Annotated in this window: 23 protein-coding genes; 13 read left to right on the forward strand and 10 right to left on the reverse strand. The window is 41.3% G+C overall.

The window, feature by feature from the left end; all coding sequences use genetic code 11:
• Window positions 1–5 precede the first annotated feature (5 nt).
• From AC59IL_RS29710 to AC59IL_RS29750, 9 genes are all read left to right on the forward strand, one after another.
• Window positions 6–1022, forward strand: coding sequence for a zinc-dependent alcohol dehydrogenase family protein (locus AC59IL_RS29710; RefSeq protein WP_496555874.1), 1017 nt, complete (start codon window positions 6–8; stop codon window positions 1020–1022).
• 61 nt (window positions 1023–1083) lie between these two features.
• Window positions 1084–1776 carry a type 1 glutamine amidotransferase domain-containing protein gene (locus tag AC59IL_RS29715; RefSeq protein WP_496555875.1) on the forward strand — a complete coding sequence of 231 codons (693 nt, stop codon included), beginning with the start codon at window positions 1084–1086 and terminating at the stop codon, window positions 1774–1776.
• A gap of 60 nt (window positions 1777–1836) precedes the next feature.
• Complete coding sequence (locus AC59IL_RS29720) at window positions 1837–2100, forward strand: hypothetical protein (protein ID WP_496555876.1); 264 nt, start codon at window positions 1837–1839, stop codon at window positions 2098–2100.
• A 65-nt stretch (window positions 2101–2165) separates the two neighbouring features.
• Entirely contained in the window at window positions 2166–3116 is a 951-nt protein-coding gene (locus tag AC59IL_RS29725) for an aldo/keto reductase (RefSeq protein WP_496555877.1), read from the forward strand.
• A 72-nt stretch (window positions 3117–3188) separates the two neighbouring features.
• Complete coding sequence (locus AC59IL_RS29730; protein ID WP_496555878.1) at window positions 3189–4067, forward strand: helix-turn-helix domain-containing protein; 879 nt, start codon at window positions 3189–3191, stop codon at window positions 4065–4067.
• Between the two features lie 58 nt (window positions 4068–4125).
• Window positions 4126–4758 (forward strand): sugar O-acetyltransferase, encoded by a 633-nt coding sequence (locus AC59IL_RS29735; RefSeq protein ID WP_496555879.1) that lies wholly within the window; start codon window positions 4126–4128, stop codon window positions 4756–4758.
• A gap of 114 nt (window positions 4759–4872) precedes the next feature.
• Window positions 4873–5946, forward strand: coding sequence for an alpha/beta hydrolase (locus AC59IL_RS29740; protein WP_496555880.1), 1074 nt, complete (start codon window positions 4873–4875; stop codon window positions 5944–5946).
• A 73-nt stretch (window positions 5947–6019) separates the two neighbouring features.
• Window positions 6020–6499: a cyclophilin-like fold protein gene (locus tag AC59IL_RS29745; RefSeq protein WP_496555881.1), complete on the forward strand. Its 480-nt coding sequence runs from the start codon at window positions 6020–6022 to the stop codon at window positions 6497–6499.
• Window positions 6500–7480: 981 nt separating this feature from the next.
• A complete protein-coding gene (locus tag AC59IL_RS29750) occupies window positions 7481–8119 on the forward strand; it encodes a DUF6266 family protein (protein WP_496555882.1) in 639 nt (212 codons plus the stop codon).
• Between the two features lie 16 nt (window positions 8120–8135).
• Here the strand turns inward: AC59IL_RS29750 and AC59IL_RS29755 are convergent, their stop codons facing one another.
• Window positions 8136–8273, reverse strand: a complete 138-nt coding sequence (locus AC59IL_RS29755; RefSeq protein ID WP_496555883.1) for a hypothetical protein — start codon at window positions 8271–8273, stop codon at window positions 8136–8138.
• A 39-nt stretch (window positions 8274–8312) separates the two neighbouring features.
• On the opposite strand from AC59IL_RS29755, the gene AC59IL_RS29760 reads away from it, so the two are divergent.
• Window positions 8313–8915 carry a DUF6266 family protein gene (locus AC59IL_RS29760; RefSeq protein WP_496555884.1) on the forward strand — a complete coding sequence of 201 codons (603 nt, stop codon included), beginning with the start codon at window positions 8313–8315 and terminating at the stop codon, window positions 8913–8915.
• 507 nt (window positions 8916–9422) lie between these two features.
• Window positions 9423–10469 carry a methyltransferase gene (locus AC59IL_RS29765; RefSeq protein WP_496555885.1) on the forward strand — a complete coding sequence of 349 codons (1047 nt, stop codon included), beginning with the start codon at window positions 9423–9425 and terminating at the stop codon, window positions 10467–10469.
• A gap of 229 nt (window positions 10470–10698) precedes the next feature.
• Here the strand turns inward: AC59IL_RS29765 and AC59IL_RS29770 are convergent, their stop codons facing one another.
• Window positions 10699–11775 (reverse strand): sensor histidine kinase, encoded by a 1077-nt coding sequence (locus tag AC59IL_RS29770; RefSeq protein ID WP_496555886.1) that lies wholly within the window; start codon window positions 11773–11775, stop codon window positions 10699–10701.
• A 175-nt stretch (window positions 11776–11950) separates the two neighbouring features.
• Between AC59IL_RS29770 and AC59IL_RS29775 the strand changes: the two genes are divergently transcribed.
• Window positions 11951–12661 (forward strand): hypothetical protein, encoded by a 711-nt coding sequence (locus AC59IL_RS29775; RefSeq protein WP_496555887.1) that lies wholly within the window; start codon window positions 11951–11953, stop codon window positions 12659–12661.
• 164 nt (window positions 12662–12825) lie between these two features.
• On the opposite strand, the gene AC59IL_RS29780 is transcribed toward AC59IL_RS29775, so the two are convergent.
• From AC59IL_RS29780 to AC59IL_RS29790, 3 genes are all read right to left on the reverse strand, one after another.
• The gene (locus AC59IL_RS29780; RefSeq protein WP_496555888.1) at window positions 12826–13413 is read right to left on the reverse strand and encodes a diheme cytochrome c-553; all 588 of its coding nucleotides are present in this window, start codon (window positions 13411–13413) and stop codon (window positions 12826–12828) included.
• 110 nt (window positions 13414–13523) lie between these two features.
• Window positions 13524–14801: an OmpA family protein gene (locus tag AC59IL_RS29785; RefSeq protein ID WP_496555889.1), complete on the reverse strand. Its 1278-nt coding sequence runs from the start codon at window positions 14799–14801 to the stop codon at window positions 13524–13526.
• Between the two features lie 197 nt (window positions 14802–14998).
• Window positions 14999–15772, reverse strand: coding sequence for a hypothetical protein (locus AC59IL_RS29790; RefSeq protein ID WP_496555890.1), 774 nt, complete (start codon window positions 15770–15772; stop codon window positions 14999–15001).
• Window positions 15773–16004: 232 nt separating this feature from the next.
• On the opposite strand from AC59IL_RS29790, the gene AC59IL_RS29795 reads away from it, so the two are divergent.
• Entirely contained in the window at window positions 16005–19064 is a 3060-nt protein-coding gene (locus tag AC59IL_RS29795; protein WP_496555891.1) for a ligand-binding sensor domain-containing protein, read from the forward strand.
• A gap of 18 nt (window positions 19065–19082) precedes the next feature.
• Here the strand turns inward: AC59IL_RS29795 and AC59IL_RS29800 are convergent, their stop codons facing one another.
• The 5 genes from AC59IL_RS29800 to AC59IL_RS29820 all read right to left on the reverse strand — a co-directional run bounded on the left by AC59IL_RS29800 (window position 19083) and on the right by AC59IL_RS29820 (window position 25142).
• The gene (locus AC59IL_RS29800) at window positions 19083–19862 is read right to left on the reverse strand and encodes a LytR/AlgR family response regulator transcription factor (RefSeq protein WP_496555892.1); all 780 of its coding nucleotides are present in this window, start codon (window positions 19860–19862) and stop codon (window positions 19083–19085) included.
• 152 nt (window positions 19863–20014) lie between these two features.
• Window positions 20015–21070 (reverse strand): sensor histidine kinase, encoded by a 1056-nt coding sequence (locus AC59IL_RS29805; RefSeq protein WP_496555893.1) that lies wholly within the window; start codon window positions 21068–21070, stop codon window positions 20015–20017.
• 426 nt (window positions 21071–21496) lie between these two features.
• Entirely contained in the window at window positions 21497–23638 is a 2142-nt protein-coding gene (locus AC59IL_RS29810; RefSeq protein ID WP_496555894.1) for a PAS domain-containing sensor histidine kinase, read from the reverse strand.
• Window positions 23639–23685: 47 nt separating this feature from the next.
• Complete coding sequence (locus AC59IL_RS29815; protein ID WP_496555895.1) at window positions 23686–24075, reverse strand: response regulator; 390 nt, start codon at window positions 24073–24075, stop codon at window positions 23686–23688.
• 440 nt (window positions 24076–24515) lie between these two features.
• Entirely contained in the window at window positions 24516–25142 is a 627-nt protein-coding gene (locus AC59IL_RS29820) for a response regulator (RefSeq protein WP_496555896.1), read from the reverse strand.
• Window positions 25143–25283: the final 141 nt, after the last annotated feature.

A 25283-nucleotide genomic window follows, 5' to 3' on the forward strand; every position in this document is an offset into this window, starting at 1 on the left:
AAACCATGAAGGCAACCATGTTATATGGGCAGGGCGATATTCGATTTGAAGATCGGCCCGATCCACAAATTTTAAAACCGACAGATGCAATTATTAAAATTTCTGCAACCTGTGTTTGTGGTTCCGACCTTTGGCCGTATCGTGATCCTAAACAACTAAACCAACCCAACACAATGGGTCACGAATATTGTGGTGTTGTGGAAGAGGTGGGAAGCGCCGTCAGGCACATCAAGAAAGGGCAGTTTGTGATAGGGTCATTTGCCACTTCAGATAACACCTGCCCTCATTGCCAACATGGATATCAGTCATCCTGTGTTCAGCGGGAGTTTGTATCCGAAGCACAGGCCCCTTACCTGAGAGTACCTCTTGCAGATGGCACTTTGGTTCCAATATTAACTATGCCGTCAAAAGACTTGCTTCCAGGCCTTCTCACACTTTCCGACGTTATGGGTACGGGTTGGTATGCCGCCGATGCTGCAAATGTGAAGAAGGGTTCTACAGTAGTTGTCGTTGGAGACGGAGCTGTTGGCCTGCTGGGAATTCTTTCGGCAAGGTTAATGGGTGCTGAACGCATTATCGCCATGAGCCGGAATGAGCATCGTCAGAAAATTGCCCTTGAATTTGGTGCTACCGACATCGTAACAGAAAGAGGTGATGAAGGCGTTCATCGCATTAAAGAACTCACGAACAACATTGGCGCCGATTCAGTCCTGGAATGTGTGGGCAGCAAGGAATCAATGATGCAAGCGATAAATGTAACTCGCCCGGGTGGACATACAGGATTTGTGGGCCTGCCTCATGGTGTACAGTTCGACGGTCAACAATTATTTTTTACTCATATCCATCTGCATGGCGGTCCGGCTCCGGTAAGAAGGTATTTGCCAGACTTAATACAACGGGTATTACTTGGTGAAATCAATCCCGGTAAAGTCTTTGATCTTACGCTTCCTCTTTCACAGGTGGCCGAAGGGTATAGAGCAATGGATGAGCGAAGGGCAATCAAAGCTTTGCTAATGCCGTAGGAAGATCATTTCCTAATATTGGCCAAATAACAATTTCACAACACCAAAAAATAACAACCCAATGGATAAAAAAATTAAACCCGTGCTGTGTGTAGTAACCAGCAACAACGTAAAAGGCAAAAGCGGTCAGCCTACAGGCTTTTGGTTGAGCGAGCTGACGCACGCATTGGAACAACTGGAAAAAGCCGGACTACAATACGAACTGGCTTCTGTAAAGGGTGGAGAACCACCCGTTGACCAGGTGAGTATGGACATGAAAGATCCCATTAATGCGCACTATTGGAATGACCCAAAATTTCAGGTAGCCCTAAAGAATACACTAAGTATGGAGAAAGTAGAGCCGGAAAAATATTCGGCTGTATTTTATGCAGGAGGCCATGGAACCATGTGGGATTTTGCAGACAGCAAAGGAATACAAAAAGTAACCCGTGAAATTTACGAAGCAGGTGGCGTTGCTTCTGCTGTATGTCATGGCCCGGCTTCTTTAGTGAATGTAAAACTCAGTAACGGTTCCTATTTGATTGCAGGAAAAAAACTGGCTGCGTTTACTAATAATGAAGAAGCCGAAGTTCAGGCTACGGATATTGTTCCATTCTTGTTGGAGACAGCCTTAATTAATCACGGCGCTTTGCACCAGGCTGCACCCAACTGGTCTAAAAATATTGTAGTGGATGGTCGTTTGATAACCGGACAAAATCCTGCATCGGCTGCGGGTGTTGGTGAAGCAGTTGCCAAAATGCTTTTGAGTAATTAGTTCTGATAAATAGGGCCATTATTTCAATAGCGCAAAATTTAACTAATAAAAATTAAAAAAATGAAAAGAGTTCATGTAAACATCGTCAATCACCTGGACAGGATACCCAACCTCGAAGAAATTCTTCCAAAAGAATTTGCTGTGGCTACCAAATGGAAAGAGCAAGGTATTTTAGAGCATTTGTTTATAAAGGATGACAGAACCGGAGCTGTTTTGTTGTTTAAAGATGTTGATGAGGCAAAGGCAAAAGAATTGGTTTCGACATTGCCACTTTCGAAATACTTTGAAAGCATAGAATACGCTGTTGTTGAAAAGCCATTCTAATGTAGTTTGACAAGTGTGCCGGCACTCAATGAGCAGCATGAAAAAATTTTAAACTGAAAATAAAAATGAAAACGAAAAATACACCATTAATAGCATTGGGCACATGGTCATGGGGAACCGGTATGATTGGCGGAGATCAGGTCTTTGGAAACCATCTTACTGCAGAAAATTTAAAACCTGTATTTGACGCAGCAATGAAAGCAGGGCTGAACCTATGGGATACGGCTACTGCTTACGGAATGGGCGCGTCTGAATCTATCCTGGGAGAATTTGTTAAACAATATTCTCGTGAAGAGGTTATTTTATCAACCAAATTCACGCCGCAAATTGCAGGCGCTTCCGGTAATGCCGTTGCGGAAATGTTGGATAGCAGTTGTGAACGCCTCGGCACAGGCTATATAGATATTTACTGGATCCACAATCCGGCTGATGTGAGCAAGTGGACGCCGGGATTGATTCCATTGCTTAAAAGTGGAAAGGTAAAACGTGTCGGAGTGTCAAATCATAATTTGGACGAAATCAAACTGGCAAACAGTATTTTGGCAAAAGAAGGATTTAAAATCTCTGCCGTTCAAAACCATTACAGTCTTCTGTATCGTTCATCGGAAGAGGCCGGGATAATTGATTATTGTAAAGAAAATAACATCACATTCTTTGCTTATATGGTTTTGGAACAAGGCGCTTTGTCGGGAAAATATGATACCAAACATCCGCTTCCCGAAGGTAGCGCCAGGGCCAGTGCATACAACAAGGTTCTCCCGCAGTTGGAAGACTTAATTAATGCGATGAAAGAGATTGGCAATAGTAGAAAAGCTTCTGTAGCACAGGTTGCCATTGCATGGGCTATTGCCAAAAACACATTACCTATAATAGGCGTGACCAAAGTTGCACAGGTTGAGGATGCTGTAAATGCTTCTAAAATTACGTTGACAAAACAGGAGATAGATAAAATCGAAGCGCTCGCAACAAAAACAGGTGTTGATACGCGGGGATCCTGGGAAAGACCGATGATATAATATGGACGAGATGCGGCATATAATTCCAGAATCATAGAAGACAAGCCCGTTTGATTTTCATAACTTTATTATATGCAAAATAAAAAAGTGCGCTCGGTTTCGGAGTTCAATAATGAACTGAAGTTAAAGGGATTTAATGTGTTCCAAATCGAAAGCGACGGTAATGCAACACGCATTTATAGCAGAAAGGATTTTTATAAAATCTGCTTAACAACAGGTAAGAGCATCATTCACTATGCCGACCGGAGTTTTGAAACCGAGGGCACTGTTTTGTTTTTTGGCAACCCGCATATACCTTATTCCTGGGAAACGATTTCAAGGAGCTATGTAGGCTATACCTGTCTTTTTTCCGAAGACTTTTTAAAGCTGTCCGACCGCTCTGAAAGCCTGCAACAGTCGCCTTTGTTTAAGATTGGCGGCACACCAATTTTAAACATAACAGACAAACAACGGGAGTTCTTAAATATCATTTTCCAAAAAATGATCGAGGAACAACAGACCGATTATACCTACAAAGACGACCTCATACGTAACTACATTAATCTGATCATCCACGAAGCCCTGAAACTGCAGCCTTCGGAGAACTATGACAAACGTAAAAATGCCGCATCGCGCATTGCATCTGTGTTTCTGGAACTTTTGGAACGACAGTTTCCCATTGAAAGCGCCGACAATCCCCTTCAGTTAAAAGCAGCACAGGATTATGCAAAATGCCTTTTCGTACATGTCAATCATCTGAACCGTTCTGTAAAGGAAGTAACCGGCAAATCCACAACCACCCATATTGCCGAAAGAGTAATCACAGAAGCAAAAGCACTCCTGCAACATACCAACTGGACGATTGCAGAGATTGCCTATGCCCTTGGCTTTGAATACCCAACCTACTTTAACAACTACTTCAAACGAATGACAGGAACAGCACCCTCATCCCTGCGAGCTGAAATTGTTTGAAATTCTTAATGATCAGTTTGATAATCATTACCATGCAGAACAGGGCTAAAATACCTTTATGTGTAATAAAAACCTGAGCACAACGAGTGCTTCAGTAAAAAACACTAACGATATGAGCCAGGCAAACACAAATATTTTTGAAAGGGATAAAGGCGGCGAAACCATCCGGCTCGATGACCCGGAATATCCGAAACTTTTTGCTGTTATCTTAAAAGCCATTCGAACAACGGCTCAACTCAATAACCTTGTAACAGACGATTTGGGTAAAGTGAGGGAAGTCTTCAGTCGTCTTATTGGTAAAACAGTAGATGAGACATTCTTTCTTATTCCGCCATTTTATACAGATTTCGGAGAAAACATCACCATCGGCAAAAATGTCTTTATCAACCATGCCTGCACCTTCATGGACAGAGGAGGCATTACATTAGAGGATGAAGTATTGATTGGTCCTAAAGTAAATCTTATTACCACCAATCATCCTTTACATCCTTCAGAAAGGAAGGCGACCATTTCTCACCCGATAGTAATAAAAAAAAGAGCATGGATAGGAGCAGCAGCTACCATTATGCCGGGTGTAACCGTTGGAGAAAATTCAGTTGTTGCAGCCGGTGCAGTCGTAACCAGCGATGTTCCGGCCAATACGGTTGTTGGTGGTGTTCCCGCAAAGGTGCTCAAATACCTGGAAGTATAAATATCACATCAAATGAAAAATAAGATACAGCAATTACTAATTATCATAGCCGCATCCTTAATGATGTTAGGCCAGGCCTGTAATGAAAGTTCACAAACGAAAAAAACAGGGAATATGAAGAAAACAGAAAACAAAGAATATTTAACCTTTAAGCTAAGCGATAAGGTTACAAAGAAAAATGTTCAATATAAAAACAGGTACGGAATTACCATTGCGGCAAATCTTTATATGCCCAAAAACATTGACAAAACCAAAAAATACCCAGCTTTGGTATTGAGCGGTCCTTTCGGTGCGGTAAAAGAGCAATCTTCCGGATTGTATGCAAATGAATTGGCTTCCAGGGGGTTTGTAACATTGGCTTTTGATCCTTCGTTCACGGGTGAAAGTGGCGGTGATGTACGCAATGTAGCTTCGCCGGATATCTTCACCGAAGACTTTAGTGCGGCTGTTGATTACATTGGACTGTTACCTATGGTTGACCGCAACCGGATAGGCGTGATGGCTATTTGCGGCTTAAGCGGAATGGCACTCACAGCAGCCGCCAGTGATTCCCGGATTAAAGCAGTAGCCACAGCTTCTATGTATGATATGTCGCGAAGTATAAGCAAAGGTTATAGAGATTATTACACAAAGGAACAACGCCATAAACTGATTGATTATTTAAGTCAACAACGATGGATTGATGCAGAAAATGGCAAATATTCGCTCGGGTTTCATGAAATTCCTTTTGACGAAAATGGCAATATTGTAAAAGGCGACCATTTAATGCCTGAAAATCTACCACAGAACCCGAATCCAATTCTTGCAGATTTCTATAGTTATTACAAGACAAAGCGTGGTTACCACCCAAGGTCAATCAACTCTACTTCGGCCTGGACAGCTACAACACCAATGTCTTTTTTCAGTTTCCCGATGATGGCAAATATTGAAATGATTTCGCCTCGTCCTATTATGTTGATTGCCGGGGAGAAGGCACATTCTCGTTACTATTCAGAGGATGTATATAAAATGGCTTCTGAGCCAAAGAAACTGGTAATTGTGCCAGGAGCAACCCATTGCGATTTATACGACAGGGTTGACCTGATACCATTTGATAAGCTGGAAACTTTTTTCAAACAAAACCTGGAAGAGGCTAAACCTGCTCAAATCGCAAAGGGAAATAGTACGGTGTCGTCACAAGGCAAATAGTGAGAAAAAGAAATTGCGGCATGCACAATGTGCCTCGTAGTGATTGATGCAACACGATTCAAAAACAGGATCTATGAAACAAATACCTTTTCTTATTTTCTATGCACACATTTTTCTCACGAGTTGTGCCTGCTGTGGGAAAGAAAATAATTTAAGTCCCGAAAACCCTGATGTCGTAAACAACAATACCTCCGATACAATTCAAAATAAAATGAAAGTCAGGATTGGAAGCAGCACCTTCACCGCAATGCTGTATGACAATGCCACTGCAACTGCATTTAAATCCCTGTTGCCAATAACCGTCAATATGGTTGAGCTAAATGGAAACGAGAAGTATGCCGATCTATCCCGCAATATTATAACCAACGCCTCCAATCCGGGAACAATTGAGGTTGGCGATTTGATGATATACGGTTCTTCGACGCTGGTACTTTTCTACAAAACATTTCCTACCTCGTACAGCTACACAAGGCTTGGAAAAATTGATAACGTTAAGGGACTTGCTGCCGCAGTTGGTTCCGGAGATGTAGCAGTTACGTTTGAGTTACAGTAAATAAAAAATTTGAATTGATATTAAAAAAGCTCTTTTATGAAAAACGAGAACAATCATTCAAGAAGAAAATTCATTCAAAAAACCTCTGCTGCTATGTGATTGAAATAGCAACTATTTAAAGTCATCTCTCGCAATTTAGTAACTCAACTACGGCATAACAGGCATCAGGCAAAACAGTTACGGTACAGTTTGTTAATGAACACCAACGATTTTAATCCTCAGGTAAGTATAACGCAGGAACAAGTGAGTGGTTACTTCAGGTAAGTTTGTCAGTTGCGTACTACAGGTGCTTTAGGCAAATAAGTTTTATCGCTAAGCTGTTGGGAAGAGGATGTACGTAAGGCCCTGGCTGCCATGTACGGGGAAGATGATGATCAATAGTATGTCCTACTTAGAATCATTATAAGTTGTTTTAGCTTAGTCCCGCATTGCGGGACTTTTTTTACCCGCTGACGTTCCCTATTTAAGTGTCATTCAAAATTATTGGGCAGGATAAGACAGCCTGAACAAGACGGGTTGTGGCCGACATGTATACAGGAAGTGTTCGGGATGTGTTCGGGAAATACCCGAAGCCTTCCTGAGCACATCCCGAACACTTCCTGGATCCTTCCCTGTTTTAATACCTCTTATTTATTTAGTTGACCGATTAAGCGGTGTCCATGTAATTTCTTCTTTTAAACCTCCTGCCACATTAAATCCCCAGTAAATCCGGCGCGCATAAACGGCAAAGTGTTTACCGGAACTGCACTTACAGATAATCACGGCCTTTTACATAACGAGCGACAAATACGCCAAAAGCGGACAAATGTGAGTCAAAGTGAGTAAAAATGAGTAAAAGTGAGCGAATGTGAGTAAATGCGAAAGGCCCCTTTTCCGACTGCGGTATGTTTGTGTCGGAATCGGGCCAGTGGATATACCGGTTACACACACAGTACGGTTCCGTTAGTAAACCATTTTTTTCACTTTTTAAAACCATTTTGTATGGGAAAGTTTGAACAAGGTATCCTCGGCTCATTCAGCGGCAAAGTAGGAACCGTAGTAGGTAGTAGCTGGAAAGGTATAACAGTCATGAAAGGCAAACCCAGTCGCAAACGTTCATCGCCACCCAGTGATGATCAGTTAGAGCAACAGGCGAAGTTTAAAAAAGTAGCTCTTTTTCTGAATCCCATGAAAGGGTTGCTAAACGCAAGCTTTGTCCGTTTTGCCCAAAACATGACGGGCCTCAACAGCGCTATGAGCTACAACATCAAAAATGTCATTACAGGCGAATATCCTGATTTTGGCATTAACTACAGCAAAGCGCTTGTTAGTCGGGGTGACTTAGCCAATGATGCAGACGTTGCGGCCACCGCAGGATCGGGACAGGTAGTATTTACCTGGACTAATACCAGTGGCGAAGCCTCGGCTGCAGACAATGACAGGGCCATATTGGTAGTATACTGCGAAGCGCTAAACAAAGCGGTGTATATGTTGAACGGCGCCACGCGCGATGCAGGTACAGCTACCATTGATGTGCCCAAATTTCAGGGTCAGGTGGTTCATACCTGGCTGGCCTTTAAAAAAGCTAAAGGCAAAGAGTTCTCAGACAGCAGGTATACGGGTCAGTTGACCATTACCTAATGCCGTAAACCTTATCCTACCCTTCACGTTGCAGGTTGCAGGTTACAGGTTTCAGGAACATACTAACATGAGCAATATACCACACATTGAGCTCCCTGTAACCCGACAATTCGGGGCAGTTCTCTGAAACCATGTAACCTGTAACGTGTAACATGACAGTAATTGATTTTCTCACTTTTTAAAACTTAAACTTATGACAACGTTTTCGTCATCGTCAGGTAAGCTGACTAAAAAAGCAAAAGGAATTACCGGTTTCATTTTTGGCAATAAAAACGAAATGGATGCCACTATGACCCATATTCCTTACAGGCAAAAATTTGAACAGGCTTCAAATTTTGCCAACAGTTTAAAAGAGTTGCTGGCCATTACAGACCGTTATCATTATGGCAGCCAGTTTTTATGGTATCATACCGTACGGTACATTTTGCTTCATGCCTTCTCAAACAATCCGATCCCTGGTATCAACTACGAAAAAGTATTGATAACCCGGGGCTATTTATGGAACACGCATAAAGCGCAGGCAAAAGCCGCATCCGCAGCAATCTATTTTAAATGGGCAGACGACAGCGGAATGGGCAATGCCAGACCCAACGACCGGTGCATAGTGGTAGCTTATTGCAAAACACTGAATAAGTGCTTGTTTTCAGCTGAGGGTATTGAGCGTCGTGCGGGTAAAGCTACCCTTGCAGTTCCTGATTTTCGTGGACATGCAGTTCATACCTGGCTGGCATTTATGTCGGCCGATGGAACAAAAGCAGCGAATAGCGTGTATACGGGGCGGGTGACGATCACATAGGGGGTACCCCTACCCTTATCCTATAACGAATGCTGTTCCCGATGAGTAATCGGGACAGCATTTTATCAGACAGTTTCACAATATAATCCTGATTTTTGAGAAACCCTCTGTATAGATTCGACAAATGACGCCTAAAATAAATGTTAGTTAGCCTATAGGCATTTTTTTCTCACTCTTAACTGCGATACTTTATGAAAGTTCCAGACTTCAAAATTTGAAACATGCTGCAAAATATACGTTTGACTTCCATTAAATGACAATTCATACAACTGGTGAGTGTAAGCCAGGTCGCTTCGTATTAATATTGTTGATAACCAAAAAAATCGCACAATGAAAATATCTGGTCCGGGAATACATTTAAAATTAATCAACATTAATTATGTAACCGGAATTTTTAAATTAATCAGCGCGGGCAAAGTTACTACAACCAGTACCAGTAATTGAAACGACAGCGGTTACAGCCATTGCTTCAGTAAAAAACATCCATCAAAATAAAAAACAATCAACATGTTAACACAAACAATTTCAAACCAGATAGTGGTAAGTCCTTCAGCAATTATGCAAACGGGTTTGGGCTTCTGGTCATCCAAAGTATTGCTTACGGCAGTAAACCTCGACCTTTTTTCATCGCTTGCAGAAGGTTGCAAAACAGCGGAAGAAATACAGCAGCAATTTGGCCTGCAGCAACGCGGGCTTAACGACTTTCTGGATGCACTGGTAGCGCTGAACTTCCTCACCAGGGAAGGCAAAGGCAGCAGTGCTAAATACAGCAATACACTGGAAACAGATATTTTCCTGGACAGGAAAAAGAATTCCTATGTAGGTGGTATACTGGAAATGGCAAACAACCGTCTTTTTCCTTTCTGGAGCAACCTGGAAGATGCCCTGCGTACCGGCTTACCCCAGAACGAAGTACGCACAGGTGGTGCACCACTTTTTGAAACGCTGTATGCAAACGAACAAAGACTTGAGCAATTTTTAAGTGCCATGGCATCTGTACAGAAAAGCAACTTTATAGCATTTGCCCGGCAGTTTGATTTCTCCGGCTATCGCAAACTTTGTGATATTGGCGGCGCAGGCGGCGAGTTGGCGATACAGGTTGTAATGCACAGACCTAACATTAAAACCATTAGTTGGGATCTGCCGCAGGTTGCACCCATAGCACAGCGTAACATAGAAGCTGCCGGTGTGCAGGACATGGTAAAAGTGCAATCAGGTAATTTCTTTGAAGATGCTTTTCCCAAAGCAGACATCATTACTATGGGTAACATACTACACGACTGGAATCTGGAAGAAAAGAAAATGCTTATCTGCAAAGCGTATGAAGCATTACCTGTTGGCGGCGCCCTGGTAGTAATTGAGAATGTAATAGATGACGAGCGCAAACAAAATGCTTTTGGTTTACTGATGTCGCTGAACATGCTGATAGAAACCTATGGTGGTTTTGACTACACTGCTGCAGACTTTACAGAATGGGCCAATGAAGCGGGGTTTAAGAGCATCAACATTATGCATTTGACAGGGCCATCCAGTGCATTGATAGCATATAAATAGTTTTTGTATGCACGCAAACCGTAAAACACCAATCCATTTTTCAATTTGGTTGCAGGCTGCAGGTAATTATCATCAAACGTGGAAGCCGGTTACGATTGCTATAATAAAGATGCCCTGAATTTGGAGACATCAGCAGAGAATAAGATCATTAATATGCCCTGAGTCCACACAGGCTTTTGTAAATGGAACAGAGTTCATACACGCCGGGGCATGCGCGGAGAAATGTCGGTCAGCTTACACCAGGAAAAGCTAAATTTTCCCTGTTTGCAGATGGATGTATGAGGGGCAAAGAAACCACAAAGTATCCGTGCTCTTCTGCTACAATAACTTCTTCCTGCTGCATCAACTGATATTTAACGGCAATATTTTTTAACCCGATTTTGTGTGAAAACGGCTTGTCCACTTTCCTTTGCAGGTTATTTTTTATGATCAGCCTTCCATTTTCTTTTACGCTTATTTTAATTTGCAAAGGACGATCCCTGGAAGTAATATTATGCTTAACGGCATTTTCAACCAATAACTGCAGTGTAAGTGGTGGCAACTGATATTGATCATATTGAGACGGTATTTCGCAGGTTAGTTCAACGCCTTTATTGTATCTTAGCTTTAACAATTGATAAAAAGAATTGATAAATTTTATTTCCGTTTGCAGCGTAACCAGTTCATGCCTGTTATTGTCGAGCAGGTAACGATACACTTTAGTCATTTCATTTAAAAATCGGTCTGCTTCCACAGGATCTTCCGTGATAAGAGAGGATAAAGAATTTAAAGTATTAAATAAAAAATGCGGAGGAACCTGCTGGTTCAAGGTTTCCAACTCGGCCCATAATTTCTCCTTTTCCAACCGTTTCCTTTCCTCCTCAGAATGATTGAGCCTGGCATAATAATACAGTGCTTCGTAAATACCAAAAAAAAGGGCAAACTGCAGAAAAAGCTGAAAACTGAAGAGCGTATTGAATAGTTGCCCATTACCTATTTCAGCAAAAGCCTTAACCGGCCCATGCAGTATCAAATTTCTGGCATAAGCAGTGCCCACAAGCATGAAACAGGTGTATAGCATGCCGGCGAAAAAGACAAAGGATATTCTTTTTATAAGCTCGTAACGGCCTGAAAATTTTCCACGAAAATGTAAAATGATAAACCTGTTGCCCTCCCAGGTGAGAGCGATGGATACCGGTATCAGTAATATTCGGCCAACCAGTTCCCAGGTGAGGGGTTGCCCATACAATTTATTTGAATAAACAGCCACCAGCCAAATACAGGTAATGGCTATCACCCTAAACCATTTGTCTTTAACCTTTACCATAAGCCTCAAATCTAAAAAAAAGAATATAGATGCCTGTCACAATTTTTTCACGGGCGCCGCCTGGCAAAAAATTGACCCTTCCTTCAATTCATCTACCCTTCCGGGCGGTTCATGACACCCGTCTCTTTATTATACTGACAGCTGTATTATTTTTAAAATAAATGACCGGCGCAGTATGCAGATAAAAATAACCTTGCGGTATGTAGTGGCCTTTTTTGCATTGAATATGCTGATGGTTGAATTGCATGAACAAACCCATATCATTACAGGATATTTAATTTGCGGTTGTTATGGCCCCAGGGATTTCAACGTTTGGGCAACGTGTGAACAATGCGTTTTACAGCAATGGTCTTTTCTGGCCACTTTGGCCGGTCCTATATTTTCCTGCAGCCTGATGTGGCTGGGCGCCTGGTGGATCGCCAAAGGCATTGGTCATAAAAAGAAGGGACTCGGTTTTTCATTGTTGTTTTCCAATCTTCCTTTTGCCCGCATATTTACTGCCCTGGCCGGCGGTGGAGACGAAAAAATAGTGATACAGGCAATTCGGGGCAATACCGGTCTTTTCCTGAGTCAACTAATGGCAATCCTGATCGTAACAATAATATGCCTGCCGCCGATGATCATTGCCTATAAAAAATCAGTTGTTCCCAACCGCTTTTTACTAATAACAGGCTTCGCCACTATACCGTTAATCTATGGCATGCTGTATCAGCATCTTTTTTTAAACTGGCTGTTGAAAAAAGGAATTGGTTCCGACAGTTATATACTGGGTACACCGTCTCTTATCCTGCTGCATTTTTTACTAATGCTGCTGTCATTTATCTTGTCCAGAAAAGGGTTATCACAATCTGGTCGTCTGTTATGCATAGAAACACGTTTCAGATAAAACCTTATCTGGCGGAATTGTACGAAAAAGGGCTAATCAAAAGGCTGGCAACACATTGGATATAAAACCACAATGTTTGCCAGCCGCTTTAAATCCATTAAAAAAAGGTTCGAAAATTGTATCGACGGTGTTACAAAATCATGTAATGAGGCGTCATACCTCACTTACTGCTTATTGAACACCGGTTGAGGAACAACATTTTTAACCGGTGTTGTTGATTTCAAATAGGCAAAAATCGCCTTCAGGTCATCATCACTTGCTTTAGCAACGCCAGGCCAGGGCATAGGTGGCAATAACGGACGGCTATTATCTAATCCTTTGTACCTGCCTTCGCGTATCGCTTTAAAAAACTGTTGCTCTGTCCATGCACCAATACCTGTTGAATCGGATGTAATATTGGCGGCAAATGAAATACCCCAGGGGCCTACTGCAGATGTAAGCATGCCATTAAATAATACCCAGTTTTTTGCCGTACCAGTGTCAAACTTTGCTATAGGCATGTCGGCAGGTTGCCCTGATAATAATCTGTCCGGATCGGGATAAGGTCCTTGCGGACCCATTTTTTTGGGAGAATGACAATCATGGCAACCCATAATTTCAACCAGATATTTACCCCGTTTAACAAGGCTGTCGCGGGAAATGTTTTCACCTTTAATCAAAATAGCTTCATCCTGTTTTACGGGTTGATTGCAATTTATCAGCAAAACAGCTATAAGCACGGTAAGTGCTGTCAATACAGTAATTTTTTTCATAACTAAAACTTTTAAGGGTTAAACCAAAATTAACAGAAGCGTCAAAGGCGTCTGCTACCTATTGTAATCAAATGAGCTTTTTCATGTATGAATTGCAACTAAGCGAGTGCTTACTTTAGCGCTTGTACTTCTATTCTTCTGTTTGCCGCTTTTCCTTCTTTGGTTTTATTATCAGCTACTGGTTGTGCTTCGCCTTTACCGTCTGTTTCAACTCTTGATTCGTCTATACCAAATTCATTTACGAGTGAGATTTTAACTGCTGCGGCTCTTTTTTGCGATAGTTGTAAATTGTCTTTATCGTTACCATCGCTATCGGTAAACCCGGTGATTTTGACACGTACGTTATTGTGCTCTTTCAGGATGCCGGCCAATTCTTTTATAGTGCCATAAGATTCGGGTTTCAGAATGGCTGAGTTAACATCAAACAAAATAGATGTAGTGCTGAACTTTCCTTCGTCAATAAGCTTGTGTCGTGCATCAGGTAATCCTTTGGCCATTTTGATATTACTTATATAAATACCATACTGGTTTTCGTTATAATTTGTGCCGTGAACCCTGATTTGTAATTGATTCATTATATAATTCATAGGAACAGCTTTAGGTACGTCAAATATTTTTATTTCATTGGCCCACATGCGAAAGCGTTCTTTTTGAACCTGTATAGCCATATGAACCGGTTGCCCGTACCACTGCTCCAACTCAGCCAATGGTTTTGCGGCACCGGTAAAAAAGCTTTTGCCATCTACATAGGATTTAAGCCCTACTTTACTGCTTTTAAATTCACCAGGACTAAACAAAGCGGTAATGCAACCATATTTGTTATAATCTTTTAAAAAATCATTGTCTGTATTAGATGCTGTGTCTGAAGAAAAAAGCCCGAATGACACCTGCGGGTACATCCATCCATTGTTTTTTAGCTGCAGAATAATGTCAAATTCTATAGTATAATTTTCACCGAATTGCTGCTGATTGGCTGTGAGATAAGTAAAAGGCTGATGCAAACGCAACCATTTGCCGGGATATTTATCCAATACGGTTACTTCACCGGTACCGTTGGTATTCCAGCCTGCGGGTAATTCGCCTATCGCTTCCTGCTCAAAGCTTTCGTAATAAAATATTTTTTCACCCGCAATGAAATCATATTTGGTGGTGCTCATGAAAGCCGGTTCTGCTGTTGTAGCATTGCCAGCAGCAGCATTAGGAGCAGAAGCAGCAGCAACAGATTGGCTCCCTGCCTGATCCGGCTGTTGTTTATCAATTGCGTTATCCAGTTTCGACTCGACCCGTTGGTTTACTTTGCTTTTTACTTTGTTCACGAGGCCGCCTAATTGTGCCGAACCTGCAAATGGTAATGTAGCCAACATAATGGCTACTGGAATTTTAATCATGGTAATATGCTTTTGCCAACAAAGCTATGCGCAGTTGGATGCAGTAAAAAGCATGACTTGATTGAAATGCTAAAAATGGCGGGTGAGTTGAAAGGAACTAACGAATACACATACTTGTTGTAAAGGCGAAGCATAAATAAAAAAACCTGCCAGGCCTTAACGGCCTTGGCAGGTTACCCCGTCCTGTGCTGTACTATTTATGATTGAGTTCTGTATACAAATCCTTCCAGAATGAAACTGGTTACGCCTTCAGTTTTTACAATGCGCATTTTAGTAGGATAATAACCGCTTGTTTTAAATTTAACCGGCACATCAAAAGTTCGTTCGAATGAAGCATTGGCATCAATAAACGCTTTGGTGATCATCGGCTCATAAAAAGCTACTTTGCCATTATATGAACCGTACAAAAATGTTTGAGTAAATGGTTGTCCATGTAATTCAGGGGTGTTAACATCGATCCAGTGAGCGCCCATCTGGGGCACACCACCCGGAATAGGAACATAAGTTGCCGGCATATAACCAGGCGCCGGATAGTTTAAGAAACCGGTACTATCGGTTTGATACAGCGGAATTGCCAGTCTTTCTTCTTCGGGAATCATATAAAAATGAAAATCAAAATGCGGCTTGTCGTAAATGCCTGCTGGTTCATGACCATGCGGATTCCATTCGAGCAATGCGTGGGTGAACGGCGTAATAGATGCTTTAGGATGAAATTGTAACGACAGTTCGTTTTCATCATTGTGGGTTTCTTCTCCTTCCATACCCTGATCGAGGCTGTTCATTGCCGCATCGTCGATACTGATAGCAATGCGTTCGGGTTTATTGTCAGCATCCAATTCGATCCAGGTCCATGCAGAGCCATGCTGAAATTTTGATACCGGTCCTTTAAAAATACCGCCTTTACCACCTTCTTTTTTACAGGATGTAAATACTATGGTTGCTGCTGAGAGCAACAAAAAAATACGTTTCATTTGTTTTAAGAGTTTATAGTTTATTGATGATTGCTGTGTAAAATTGCATTTTTAACAACCCCATGTAAAGTGCTGTATGCATGAGTTGTTATGTACGCTGAATGAACTGGCGGGCAACAAATGCAGCTCATTAGTGGTTTTAACCGGCTCATCGGCAACATCAACAATTCATCGCCAGAAAAGCACATTTTATATCATCAAAATATTATATTTGAAATTCATTATCTGATTTGTGCGAAAACTGACCTTTACCGTTTTATTATGCCTTTTATGTCTTGTGTGCCTGCCGCAGTCTGAAAGGCAATACGCTTTTGTACATTATGGAACCGATAAAGGCCTGGCGGCATATGAAGTAAATGGAATTGTACAGGATGAAACCGGTTACATATGGATCGGTACAGCTACCGGTTTACAGCGTTTTGACGGTACCCGGTTCATAACTTTTTATCACCACGATAAGGACAGTTTATCCATTCCGGAAAATCATATTCTTCAGCTTCTTCGCGACAAAAAGAATAACCTGTGGGTGATGACGGCCTCTGGCCGGTTTGGCATTTTTGATACAAAAAAATTCAGGTTTAAAGAAATTGTGTTACGACCTTCCAATGCAGGTTCAATAAGAAGCCCGAAAGGTCTTATTACAGATGCTCATGGAAATGTTTTTGTTGGATGCTTTAAAAGCGAATTGCTTATTTATAATGAAAAAAATAACTGCTTTTTACCAGCTGACAAGTTGATTCCCCATCCTGATCAATGGCCTCTTCTGAACTTTATTGAAGACAGTAATTCGGGCAAATATTATATCGGTTCCGATTCGGGGCTGGTAGTATTTAACCCGAAAACCAAAACGCTCAGTTATCGCGGACACAATGTGGAGAATGAACCTTTGATCAATGAATATGGGCATATCCGGTTTGTGTTACCTCAACTGCTCGATTCAAAACACAGACTGTGGTTCTTTACCTGGGGGCCTACCGCAGGATGTCCTTTCTTTTACTGTTATGATCTGAGTACCAAAAGCACAATCATAAACAATCTTAACCTTATTCCTTTGGTGAAAGGATATTTTGAGCCGGTGCAAATGATAGAACAAAAAAACGGCTGTATCTGGATCAGGGGTACCAATTTATTTGCCCGTTATCTTGAAAGTCAAAAAACTTTTCAACTGGTGCATAACGGCTATGTAAACGAGCAAAGCATTGCCTTTGAAGAAATTCGGGATTTAACAGAAGACCGGGAGCAAAATCTTTGGGTTGCCACCAATAATAATGGCTTGTACCGGTTCAATCCCTCGAAAGAATTTTTTTCAAACATAGGTCATTTAAACAGGGGCACTAATTTACCTGGCAATGGTTCGCCCATTAGTTTTATACCAGATAACAATGGAACGCTTTTAATGGGATCGTGGGGCGACGGAATTTACCGTTATGATTCCTGCTTTAATAATATACCTCTATCTATAAACGGCATTATCGAAAAAAACCGGGTCCTTATTTGGAGCATGCACCAAAGTGCCGATGGCCGTACAGTATGGATGGGAACACAGCCCGGGGGCATGTATAAGTACGACCGTATAAGCAAAAAAGCAACGTATTACAACATTCCGGCTATAGAGCAGTCAACTGTGCGACAAATTGTCGAAGATAAAAATGGTAACCTGTGGTTAGGTACCCATGGCAGAGGGGTGTTTAAATGCACAAAAACAGTCGGGGGCTTTGATTTTAATAGAAACGTAGAAAAAATAGCTGATATAGATGCCCGAAGGATCCATTCCGTTTGCATCGATAATGCAGGACTTATATGGGTAGGCACCATGACAAATGGTGCATACGTTATTGACCCTGCTACAAACAGTATAATACATCATTTTACCCCGGATGGCCCCGCTCACCAAAGAATAAGGAATAATTTTGTTACAAGTATTTGCGTTTATAATGATACCACCGTTATCATTGCAGCAGGTGGATTAAATATTTACAATACCCGTATTAAAACCATAAAAACACCGGAATGGCCACCTGTGTTATCGACCGAAATTGTAAGTATGCAAAAAGACAGGAATGGCTATGTATGGGTTGCATTAGGTGCAGGCATTTGCCGCTATGCTATTGACAAAAATATTTTCATTCATTTCGACCGCGTTGATGGCATCGGAAACGACCATTTCCAGATAGCAGCTTCGGCCACTTTACCCGATGGACGAATGGTTTTTGGTAACAGCAATCAATTCATTGTTTTTGACCCTCAAAAAATCAGCATGGAAGATCCGGCGCCGGATATTACTATCACCAGGTTGAAAGCAGGCAATCAATATTTACCAGTCGATTCGCTGAAGAAGTTAAAATTCATTGAACTTTCATATCAGAGTTCTTTATCTATTGAATTTTCGGGATTACTGTATAGTTCTGCATACAGAATCAAATACAAAATGGACGGAATAGATAAAGACTGGATGCGCGCTGATAACAGCAATCAGGTTACTTACTCTTATTTACCACCAGGCACGTATACGTTCATGACAAAATCTGAGAACAGTGAGGGTTTGCCGGGAAAAAATATTACAATCCTGGTATTGAAAATAAAACCTCCTTTCTGGCAAACATGGTGGTTTTTAGGCATGGTCATTTTTGCAGCCCTCGGTATTTTTCTTTGGGTTGATAAACTTAGAATGCAACGAATCAAAGCTACCGAAGGTGTTCGTAACCGCATTGCACAAAGCCTTACCGAAGATATGAGCAATTCCCTAAGCAGTATCAATATTACAAGCGAACTGGCCAAAACAAAAGTTGATACTGATAATGAAAGGACCAAAGAATATATTAACCAGATCAGCGACAGCAGTAACCGCATGGTACAAGCTATGTACGATATGGTTTGGAGCATTAATCCGGAAAACGATACGCTTCAGCATACCATTGATCGCATGAAAAATTATGCGGTTGAAATAGAAAGCCAATACAGTCCTTCAATCATTTTTCAGGTTGATGAACATGCAAAAGATGTGCAATTAAGCATGGAATCGCGTTATGAAATGCTGAGCATTTATAAAGAAGCGCTGAACAATGCCGCCCAGCATGCGCATGCAAAATACATTGAAGTTAATATTTTGTATAAAAAGCCGTTTGTAACCCTGTGCATCCGGGACGATGGAAAGGGATTTGATTTGGAAACAGTTGAATTATCACGCGGCCTCACCGAAATGCGGCGCCGGGCCAATACAATAAATGCAACACTAACTGTAAAATCAGAGATCAATACGGGAACAACTGTGAAGTTGAAGATCAGTCAGTAAAACACTTCAAATGTTGTTCTATTTCCCCATCCATTTTTTAAAATCGGTAACTTTTTCACGGCTGACAATGGCTTCTTTATCAACGGCTGGTTTAAGGTTCAGTAATAACCGGTTGCCAAAATATTCATGGATCTGGGCGATACTGTTTATTGAAACATAAAAAGCCCGGCTGATACGGAAAAACTGTTCCGGGTTCAACATCTCTTCCAGATCATCCATCGTATAATCTACTACGAATTTTCTGTTATCGCCCGTTTTAAAAAAGTTAAGCCGCCCGTCGCTGTAGAAATAAGCAATTTCTTCAACATCAACGCTCACCAGCTTTTGTGCCTGCTTAACCAAAAATCTTTTTCGGAACTCTTTGGGTTGCAATTTTTGTTGCAGCTCTTTTACAAGATTATCTACATTCAATGAAGCGGCGCTGTTGCTGGTGCCGAACATCGATTTTAAGTTTTTCAGCTTGTCGAGCGCTGCCTGCAGGTCTTCCCTTTGCACAGGCTTAAGCAGGTAATCAATACTGTTTACTTTAAATGCTTTCAACGCATATTCATCATACGAGGTAATAAAAATAACGGTACTTTTAACTTCTACTTTATCAAAAATCTCAAAACTCTGGCCATCGGCCAGTTCAATATCCATTAATATCAGATCAGGAGTAGGATTATTTTGTAACCAGCTCACCGAACTGCGAATACTATCTGCTACGCCCACTACTTCTGCATCAGCATCTACGCCGGCCAATGTTTTTTGTAGTTTTTTTACTGCCAGTTCTTCATCTTCAATAATAAGTACTTTCATACCGTGGTTTAATATAAAATTTGGGAGGCATTCAAATATAAAACCTTAAATTACTTCAGTTCCGGGTCTTTTACCAGCCGGGTTGTATAAATTGTAATAAACCGGGATGAATTGTTGTTTTTACCGTTGAATCGGTTTAATGCTTTAATCATTCATGGATGTATCAGCGGAATGATCACTGCAAACTCCTTTCCATCGTCTCGTACGCTGATCTCTTCCTTTTTCATTAGCCGGTATTTTTTTACAATATTACTCAGTCCCACTTTGTTCGACGCTACCATTCTGTCTTTCCGCTGAAGGTTATTACTAACGATCAGTTTTCCGCTATTGGTTGTCAAAATAAGGATCTGTAACGGACTGTTTTTTAAAATCATGTTGTGTTTTACCGCATTTTCTACCAGCATCTGAAGGGTAAGGGGCGGTAATAAATAGCTTAAAAATCGATCATCGATAGTGGTTCCCAACTCAAGACCATCACCATACCGTGTTTTTAGCAAATGAAAATAAGAATTAATAAAGTCCATTTCGGCCTGCAGGGTGGTAAGGCCATCTTCATTCGTGCGCAGCAGGTACCGGTATACTTTACTCATTTCGTCAAGAAACTTTTCTGCCTTCACCGGGTCATCACTTATTAATGAAGAAAGCGAATTAAGACTATTGAATAAAAAATGTGGATTTACTTGTCCTTTTAACCCTTCCAACTGGCTTTGCAGGTTTTCTTTTTTCAATTGTTCTGCTTCATCTACTACTTCGCGCCATCGTTCAAAAAAAGCAGCGCCTTCATTCAGGCTTGTTACCATGATATTAAAAAAAGCGCCTACGATCAGTGCCCATACATATTTTGAAAGACTGATCTGATACCCAATAAATCCAAGATAATCATAACCCCAAAAAATAATGCTAAGGGCGGCAGTCATGATGGCAATGTAAATGCATAACCCTATTGAAATTCTTTTAAATGTTTGGCTGTATTTGGGAAAGCGGTTGCGCAACATAACGGCCACCATGCCGCAACTTATATATACCAGCGTAATTACAGCAAGCGTTACAAAGGTAGGGATCAGGAAGTTTTTGAGAGAAGAAAAGTACTGCGCTCCAAATAACACATAGTTCAGTAAAAGTGAAAGAGGGGGCATTAAAAGTACGGCAATAATCCATTCTTTCTTAGAGTACGACAAGGGTTTTATATCGTCTGTAAATACTTCCATTCCCTTCAGTTTGGGTTTAAATTACAATTGTTTTATGCCTGCTGTTTGGGTAACTTCATCAATTGATGATTTAAGCGATAAACTGACCTGATTGATCGTTGATTTGTGCAATTTATATACAAATTCCAGCAAAATTTAAAGAAGGGAAACTTAAATAATAGGCCTTATAAAAATATTGGTTATCAAACAGAAATATTTAACAACGTCCTCAAATATCCAATAAACCGGTTTGAAAATTGTATCGACGGGGTCACCTAAGGAATGCTTATTAAACAAAGAACTGAGAACTGAGAGCCCAATACCCACAACCGGCGGCCTCAGAACTCAGAACTTTGTTTCCTTCACATTAAAGGATTATAGGAACAGATTTGGGGTTCATAGGATTCGGAGTGTTGGGAGCTTTCATTGGGCAATAAGCAAAAGTCCTCAACGCTTAGGTATAATCACTTTTAAACGGCAACCCTGGCCCGGAGCCGATTTCAGCTCAACCGTACCGTTATATAATAAGGTTCTGTCGTAAATGTTGCGCAGGCCGATCCCTTTTGTTTTTTTCAACGGATCAAAACCAACACCATCGTCGCTGATGGTTAGTTCGGTACATTCAGTATCCGATTTCAGCTGAATGGTTACTTTTTTGGCCTTACTGTATTGAATAATATTTTTAAGTTGTTCCTGTAATATCCGGTAAAGCGCTATTCTTTTGCCTTCACACAGGTCGTCGTTGGTTTGCTGGCGGTCGTGTAAAAAAATGGTCTCGAACTTACAGGTAGTTTTTAAATCGCTTACCAGTTCCTTTATACTGTCGGGCAGTGTTTTTTCTTTCAGCTTTGGCAATACCATTTCGCGCGATATGGCCTGTATGTCGGCTATGGCCGATGAAATGGATTCAATTACTTTTTTAACGATCGACTGGTTATCGGCATCGGGTGGTTTTAACAGGCCAACATATAATTTGGCAACGGTCAGCAACTGGTTCACGTTGTCGTGTAATTCCTGACCCAGCCTGGTGCGTTCTTTTTCCGTTGTATCTACGATCGACCGGGCGATTTCTTTCTGGTGTTTTATTTTTTCCTGAAGCAGCTTGTTCTCCAGTTCTTTTATTTCTGTTACATCGAGAATGGAGCCTATCATTTTTACCGGTGTATCTTTTTCATATACAACATAGCCTCTGTCGCGAACGGTTCTGTATTGGCCGTTGGCATATTTGAACCGGTATTCGCCATGCCATGATGATGATTTTTTATGCAGGGTGTTTTGAATGCTGAATTCAATGCGGTCCCGGTCTTCGGTATGAATGCGGTTAAACCACCACGATAGTCCCTTCATTTCATTTTCATTAAAGCCGATAAGGTCCTGCAGCGGTTTGTTGCGGAATACGAGATCGGTTTGCAGGTCCCATTCCCAAATGGCTTCAGATGTTACCTGGGTTAAATGGATCAGCCGTTCATTGGCACGGGCAATTTCCTGGTGTACATCGTATCCAAATGTTATATCGAATGCCTCGCCGCCAAGGAGCTGTTTGTTCAGGTTATTGGGAACCTGAAAAATATTTACAAGGTAAAAATAATTGCTTCCATCTGCCAGCGGCATTTTGTAAATCTTTTTATGGGCGATGCCTGTTGCCAGCACGTGGCGATGCTCTTTTTCGAAGATGGCAGTAAAGAAAGAGGGTATTACGTCCTGGGCCTTTTTATTCAGATCATTTTCATTCATGCCCAGAAAGCGAAGAAAGGCAGGATTGGCAAAGATCAGTTGTTCGGTTTCGGCATCGATCAGCCAGGTCATGGCTGAAGTGATGTTTAAAAACTCTTTCTGAAACAGTTGCTTTTCGTGTTTTTGCCGGGCTTCCTGTTTTGTAAGTTCAGTTATAATAGTAACAATAGAAAAGGGTACGGATTGTTCGTCATCAAAGAGAGGATGGGAAATAAACTGAAGCCATTTACTTTCGGGGCAACCCGCATTCAATTCAATTACCTGCTCATAATTATTGCCTGAAAGCCGGGATTTCACAGGACCTGGATTTTCAAAGGATATCGGACCTGTTAAAGTTTTTAAGGACTGCCATAAACCTGATAAATGCGAATTAGTATTCAGGTTTTCAGGATTGGTGTTTAACAAAGTTGCGGCCCTGTCATTGGCATCAATCACTTTACCGTTTTTATCCTGTACCAGAATACCAAAGGCAGGTGTGTTGGCCAACTCATGAGAACCTTTTTTATTGGTTGGTTTTTCAATTTTTATTTCGTGCCCAATACAAATAAACAGGTCCTGATTGTTACCGGTTGTTTTTAACCGGGCAATATGCCAGGCCGCCCTGTGAACGCTGCTATTTAAAAGGTCCATTTTTAACCAGGCCGGGTTGGCGGCATGCCCTGCCATCTGAAGCGCTTCTTTCAGGTTTTTCGAAGAGGTGGGCGATAACAAACTAAAGATCACCTCCTCTTTTGGGATATTGGTATCAATATGCATGCATTTGGTTAATCCGGCATTGGCATATTGAATTACACCGTGTTTATTTATTACGGTAAAATAGCTGGTCTCATAAGATTGGTCTCTATCCTCTATCATAATGGCACGGGTTTAAGGTCAGCACATGACCAGATCGATTTGTTCAGTTAGTTTGGATTGCAGGTTTCATCTCTGATTCCCTGCGCTATTGTTCCGATATTTTCAAAATCAAGCGACTTGTCGATAAAGTAATCTGCCCCTGATAGCATACACACTTGTTTGTAATGGTCATTGGCATGATTCGTTATCATCAACACTTTTGTAAAAGGATAATTTTTCCGGATCATCCTTAATAACTCAATACCGCTTTTACCAGGTAAATTGATATCGAGTAATACCAGATCTATTTTCGTTTTTAAGAGCCGGATAGAGGCTTCTTCATAATCATGGGCCTGTAAAACAGGATGAAGGTTAAGTTCGTGGAGTAAACAACTCAATCGTTGTCTGAACATGGCCGAATCGTCAACAACCATTACTGTGAATCCACCGGAGGCCATACTGTAGGCTTTATATCAAATTTAACATGTATATGCGCCTTCTTAGAATAGTGCAGCTTATGATAATTTTGTAATTATTGTATAAGCATATTTGTAGTATAAAATCGACAAAATCTGAACCCGGAAAGGGTAATAAGTGTAACTGTAACTATTATTTGCTTGTGTATCGTTTTAGCGATTAAGTAGGACATTATTGTCTGGAAAACTATTATTTGGTTAAGGCCTCGTTAACCCGGAAAACGAAGCAGGAAGTAAGAAGTATGAAGTACGAAGAACCTTAGTGTTGGAATGGTTGATAGGTTGTATCCCCGCTATATCAGCCGAAGCAGGAAGTATGAAATAAGAAGAGTCTCAATTTTGGAATGGCTCACAAACTGTACCCACAATGCAAATGCTTCGCATAGCAGGATCATCGGACCTCAGACTTCAGACACCCGACATCAGATCAGCTTCTTCTCGAGCGCATAACGTATAAGATCAGTGTTGGTTTTGAAGTTCATTTTTGTAAGAATGCGTGCGCGGTAGGTGCTTATGGTGGTAGAGCTTAAAGAAAGGATGTCGGCGATTTCAGAAACCGAATTTCCGGCGGCCAGCAATTTGAACACATCAAATTCCCTGTCGGAAAGACGCTTATAAGGTTCTTTCCCGTTTTCTTCATCAAGTTCGGCGGCCAGTGTTTCGGCCAGGGTAGGAGTGATATATTTTTTGCCGGATAATACTTTTCTTACTGCATTCACCAGTTCTTCCTGTGCAAGGTCTTTACTGCAGTAACCCGAAGCGCCTGCTTTTAATGCCCTGATGGCATACTGTTCTTCGGGATGCATGCTGAGTATAAGTACCGGCAGCCGGGGATGGGCTACGCGGATCTGCTGCAATGCTTCCAGTCCGCTTCGGCCGGGCATGGATATGTCGCTGATGATCACATCCCACTTTCCGTGAATCGCTTTCTGTAACAGCTCTTCGGTATTAGAGCATTCTTCAATTTCGCCGAAAGGATATTCATCCAGTAAAATCTGTTTCAACCCTTTTCGCACAATAGCGTGATCATCTGCTACCAATACTTTCATGGTACGTTAATTAGGAATTCATGAATAAATAGATCAGTAATGCAACACTATTCGAAATATCGGTTTTATGCTATTAATGCCCCACATAAAGACAACTGGTGCGATGGCTGTGGCATAGTTTACGTTAAAATATATTTCGAA

It is taken from the genome of Niastella sp. sgz303648 (genome assembly GCF_059587045.1).

Excerpts from the sequence above, each read along its gene's own strand:
- AC59IL_RS29710 (WP_496555874.1), top strand. The coding sequence starts at position 6 with ATGAAGGCAACCATGTTATATGGGCAGGGCGATATTCGATTTGAAGAT.
- AC59IL_RS29770 (WP_496555886.1), bottom strand. The coding sequence starts at position 11,775 with ATGGTAAAGGTTAAAGACAAATGGTTTAGGGTGATAGCCATTACCTGT.
- AC59IL_RS29820 (WP_496555896.1), bottom strand. The coding sequence starts at position 25,142 with ATGAAAGTATTGGTAGCAGATGATCACGCTATTGTGCGAAAAGGGTTG.
- AC59IL_RS29745 (WP_496555881.1), top strand. The coding sequence starts at position 6,020 with ATGAAACAAATACCTTTTCTTATTTTCTATGCACACATTTTTCTCACG.
- AC59IL_RS29740 (WP_496555880.1), top strand. The coding sequence starts at position 4,873 with ATGAAGAAAACAGAAAACAAAGAATATTTAACCTTTAAGCTAAGCGAT.
- AC59IL_RS29750 (WP_496555882.1), top strand. The coding sequence starts at position 7,481 with ATGGGAAAGTTTGAACAAGGTATCCTCGGCTCATTCAGCGGCAAAGTA.
- AC59IL_RS29805 (WP_496555893.1), bottom strand. The coding sequence starts at position 21,070 with ATGGAAGTATTTACAGACGATATAAAACCCTTGTCGTACTCTAAGAAA.
- AC59IL_RS29720 (WP_496555876.1), top strand. The coding sequence starts at position 1,837 with ATGAAAAGAGTTCATGTAAACATCGTCAATCACCTGGACAGGATACCC.
- AC59IL_RS29715 (WP_496555875.1), top strand. The coding sequence starts at position 1,084 with ATGGATAAAAAAATTAAACCCGTGCTGTGTGTAGTAACCAGCAACAAC.
- AC59IL_RS29755 (WP_496555883.1), bottom strand. The coding sequence starts at position 8,273 with ATGTTACACGTTACAGGTTACATGGTTTCAGAGAACTGCCCCGAATTG.
- AC59IL_RS29760 (WP_496555884.1), top strand. The coding sequence starts at position 8,313 with ATGACAACGTTTTCGTCATCGTCAGGTAAGCTGACTAAAAAAGCAAAA.
- AC59IL_RS29780 (WP_496555888.1), bottom strand. The coding sequence starts at position 13,413 with ATGAAAAAAATTACTGTATTGACAGCACTTACCGTGCTTATAGCTGTT.
- AC59IL_RS29725 (WP_496555877.1), top strand. The coding sequence starts at position 2,166 with ATGAAAACGAAAAATACACCATTAATAGCATTGGGCACATGGTCATGG.
- AC59IL_RS29800 (WP_496555892.1), bottom strand. The coding sequence starts at position 19,862 with ATGAAAGTACTTATTATTGAAGATGAAGAACTGGCAGTAAAAAAACTA.
- AC59IL_RS29765 (WP_496555885.1), top strand. The coding sequence starts at position 9,423 with ATGTTAACACAAACAATTTCAAACCAGATAGTGGTAAGTCCTTCAGCA.
- AC59IL_RS29775 (WP_496555887.1), top strand. The coding sequence starts at position 11,951 with ATGCAGATAAAAATAACCTTGCGGTATGTAGTGGCCTTTTTTGCATTG.
- AC59IL_RS29730 (WP_496555878.1), top strand. The coding sequence starts at position 3,189 with ATGCAAAATAAAAAAGTGCGCTCGGTTTCGGAGTTCAATAATGAACTG.
- AC59IL_RS29815 (WP_496555895.1), bottom strand. The coding sequence starts at position 24,075 with ATGGCCTCCGGTGGATTCACAGTAATGGTTGTTGACGATTCGGCCATG.
- AC59IL_RS29810 (WP_496555894.1), bottom strand. The coding sequence starts at position 23,638 with ATGATAGAGGATAGAGACCAATCTTATGAGACCAGCTATTTTACCGTA.
- AC59IL_RS29735 (WP_496555879.1), top strand. The coding sequence starts at position 4,126 with ATGTGTAATAAAAACCTGAGCACAACGAGTGCTTCAGTAAAAAACACT.
- AC59IL_RS29785 (WP_496555889.1), bottom strand. The coding sequence starts at position 14,801 with ATGATTAAAATTCCAGTAGCCATTATGTTGGCTACATTACCATTTGCA.
- AC59IL_RS29790 (WP_496555890.1), bottom strand. The coding sequence starts at position 15,772 with ATGAAACGTATTTTTTTGTTGCTCTCAGCAGCAACCATAGTATTTACA.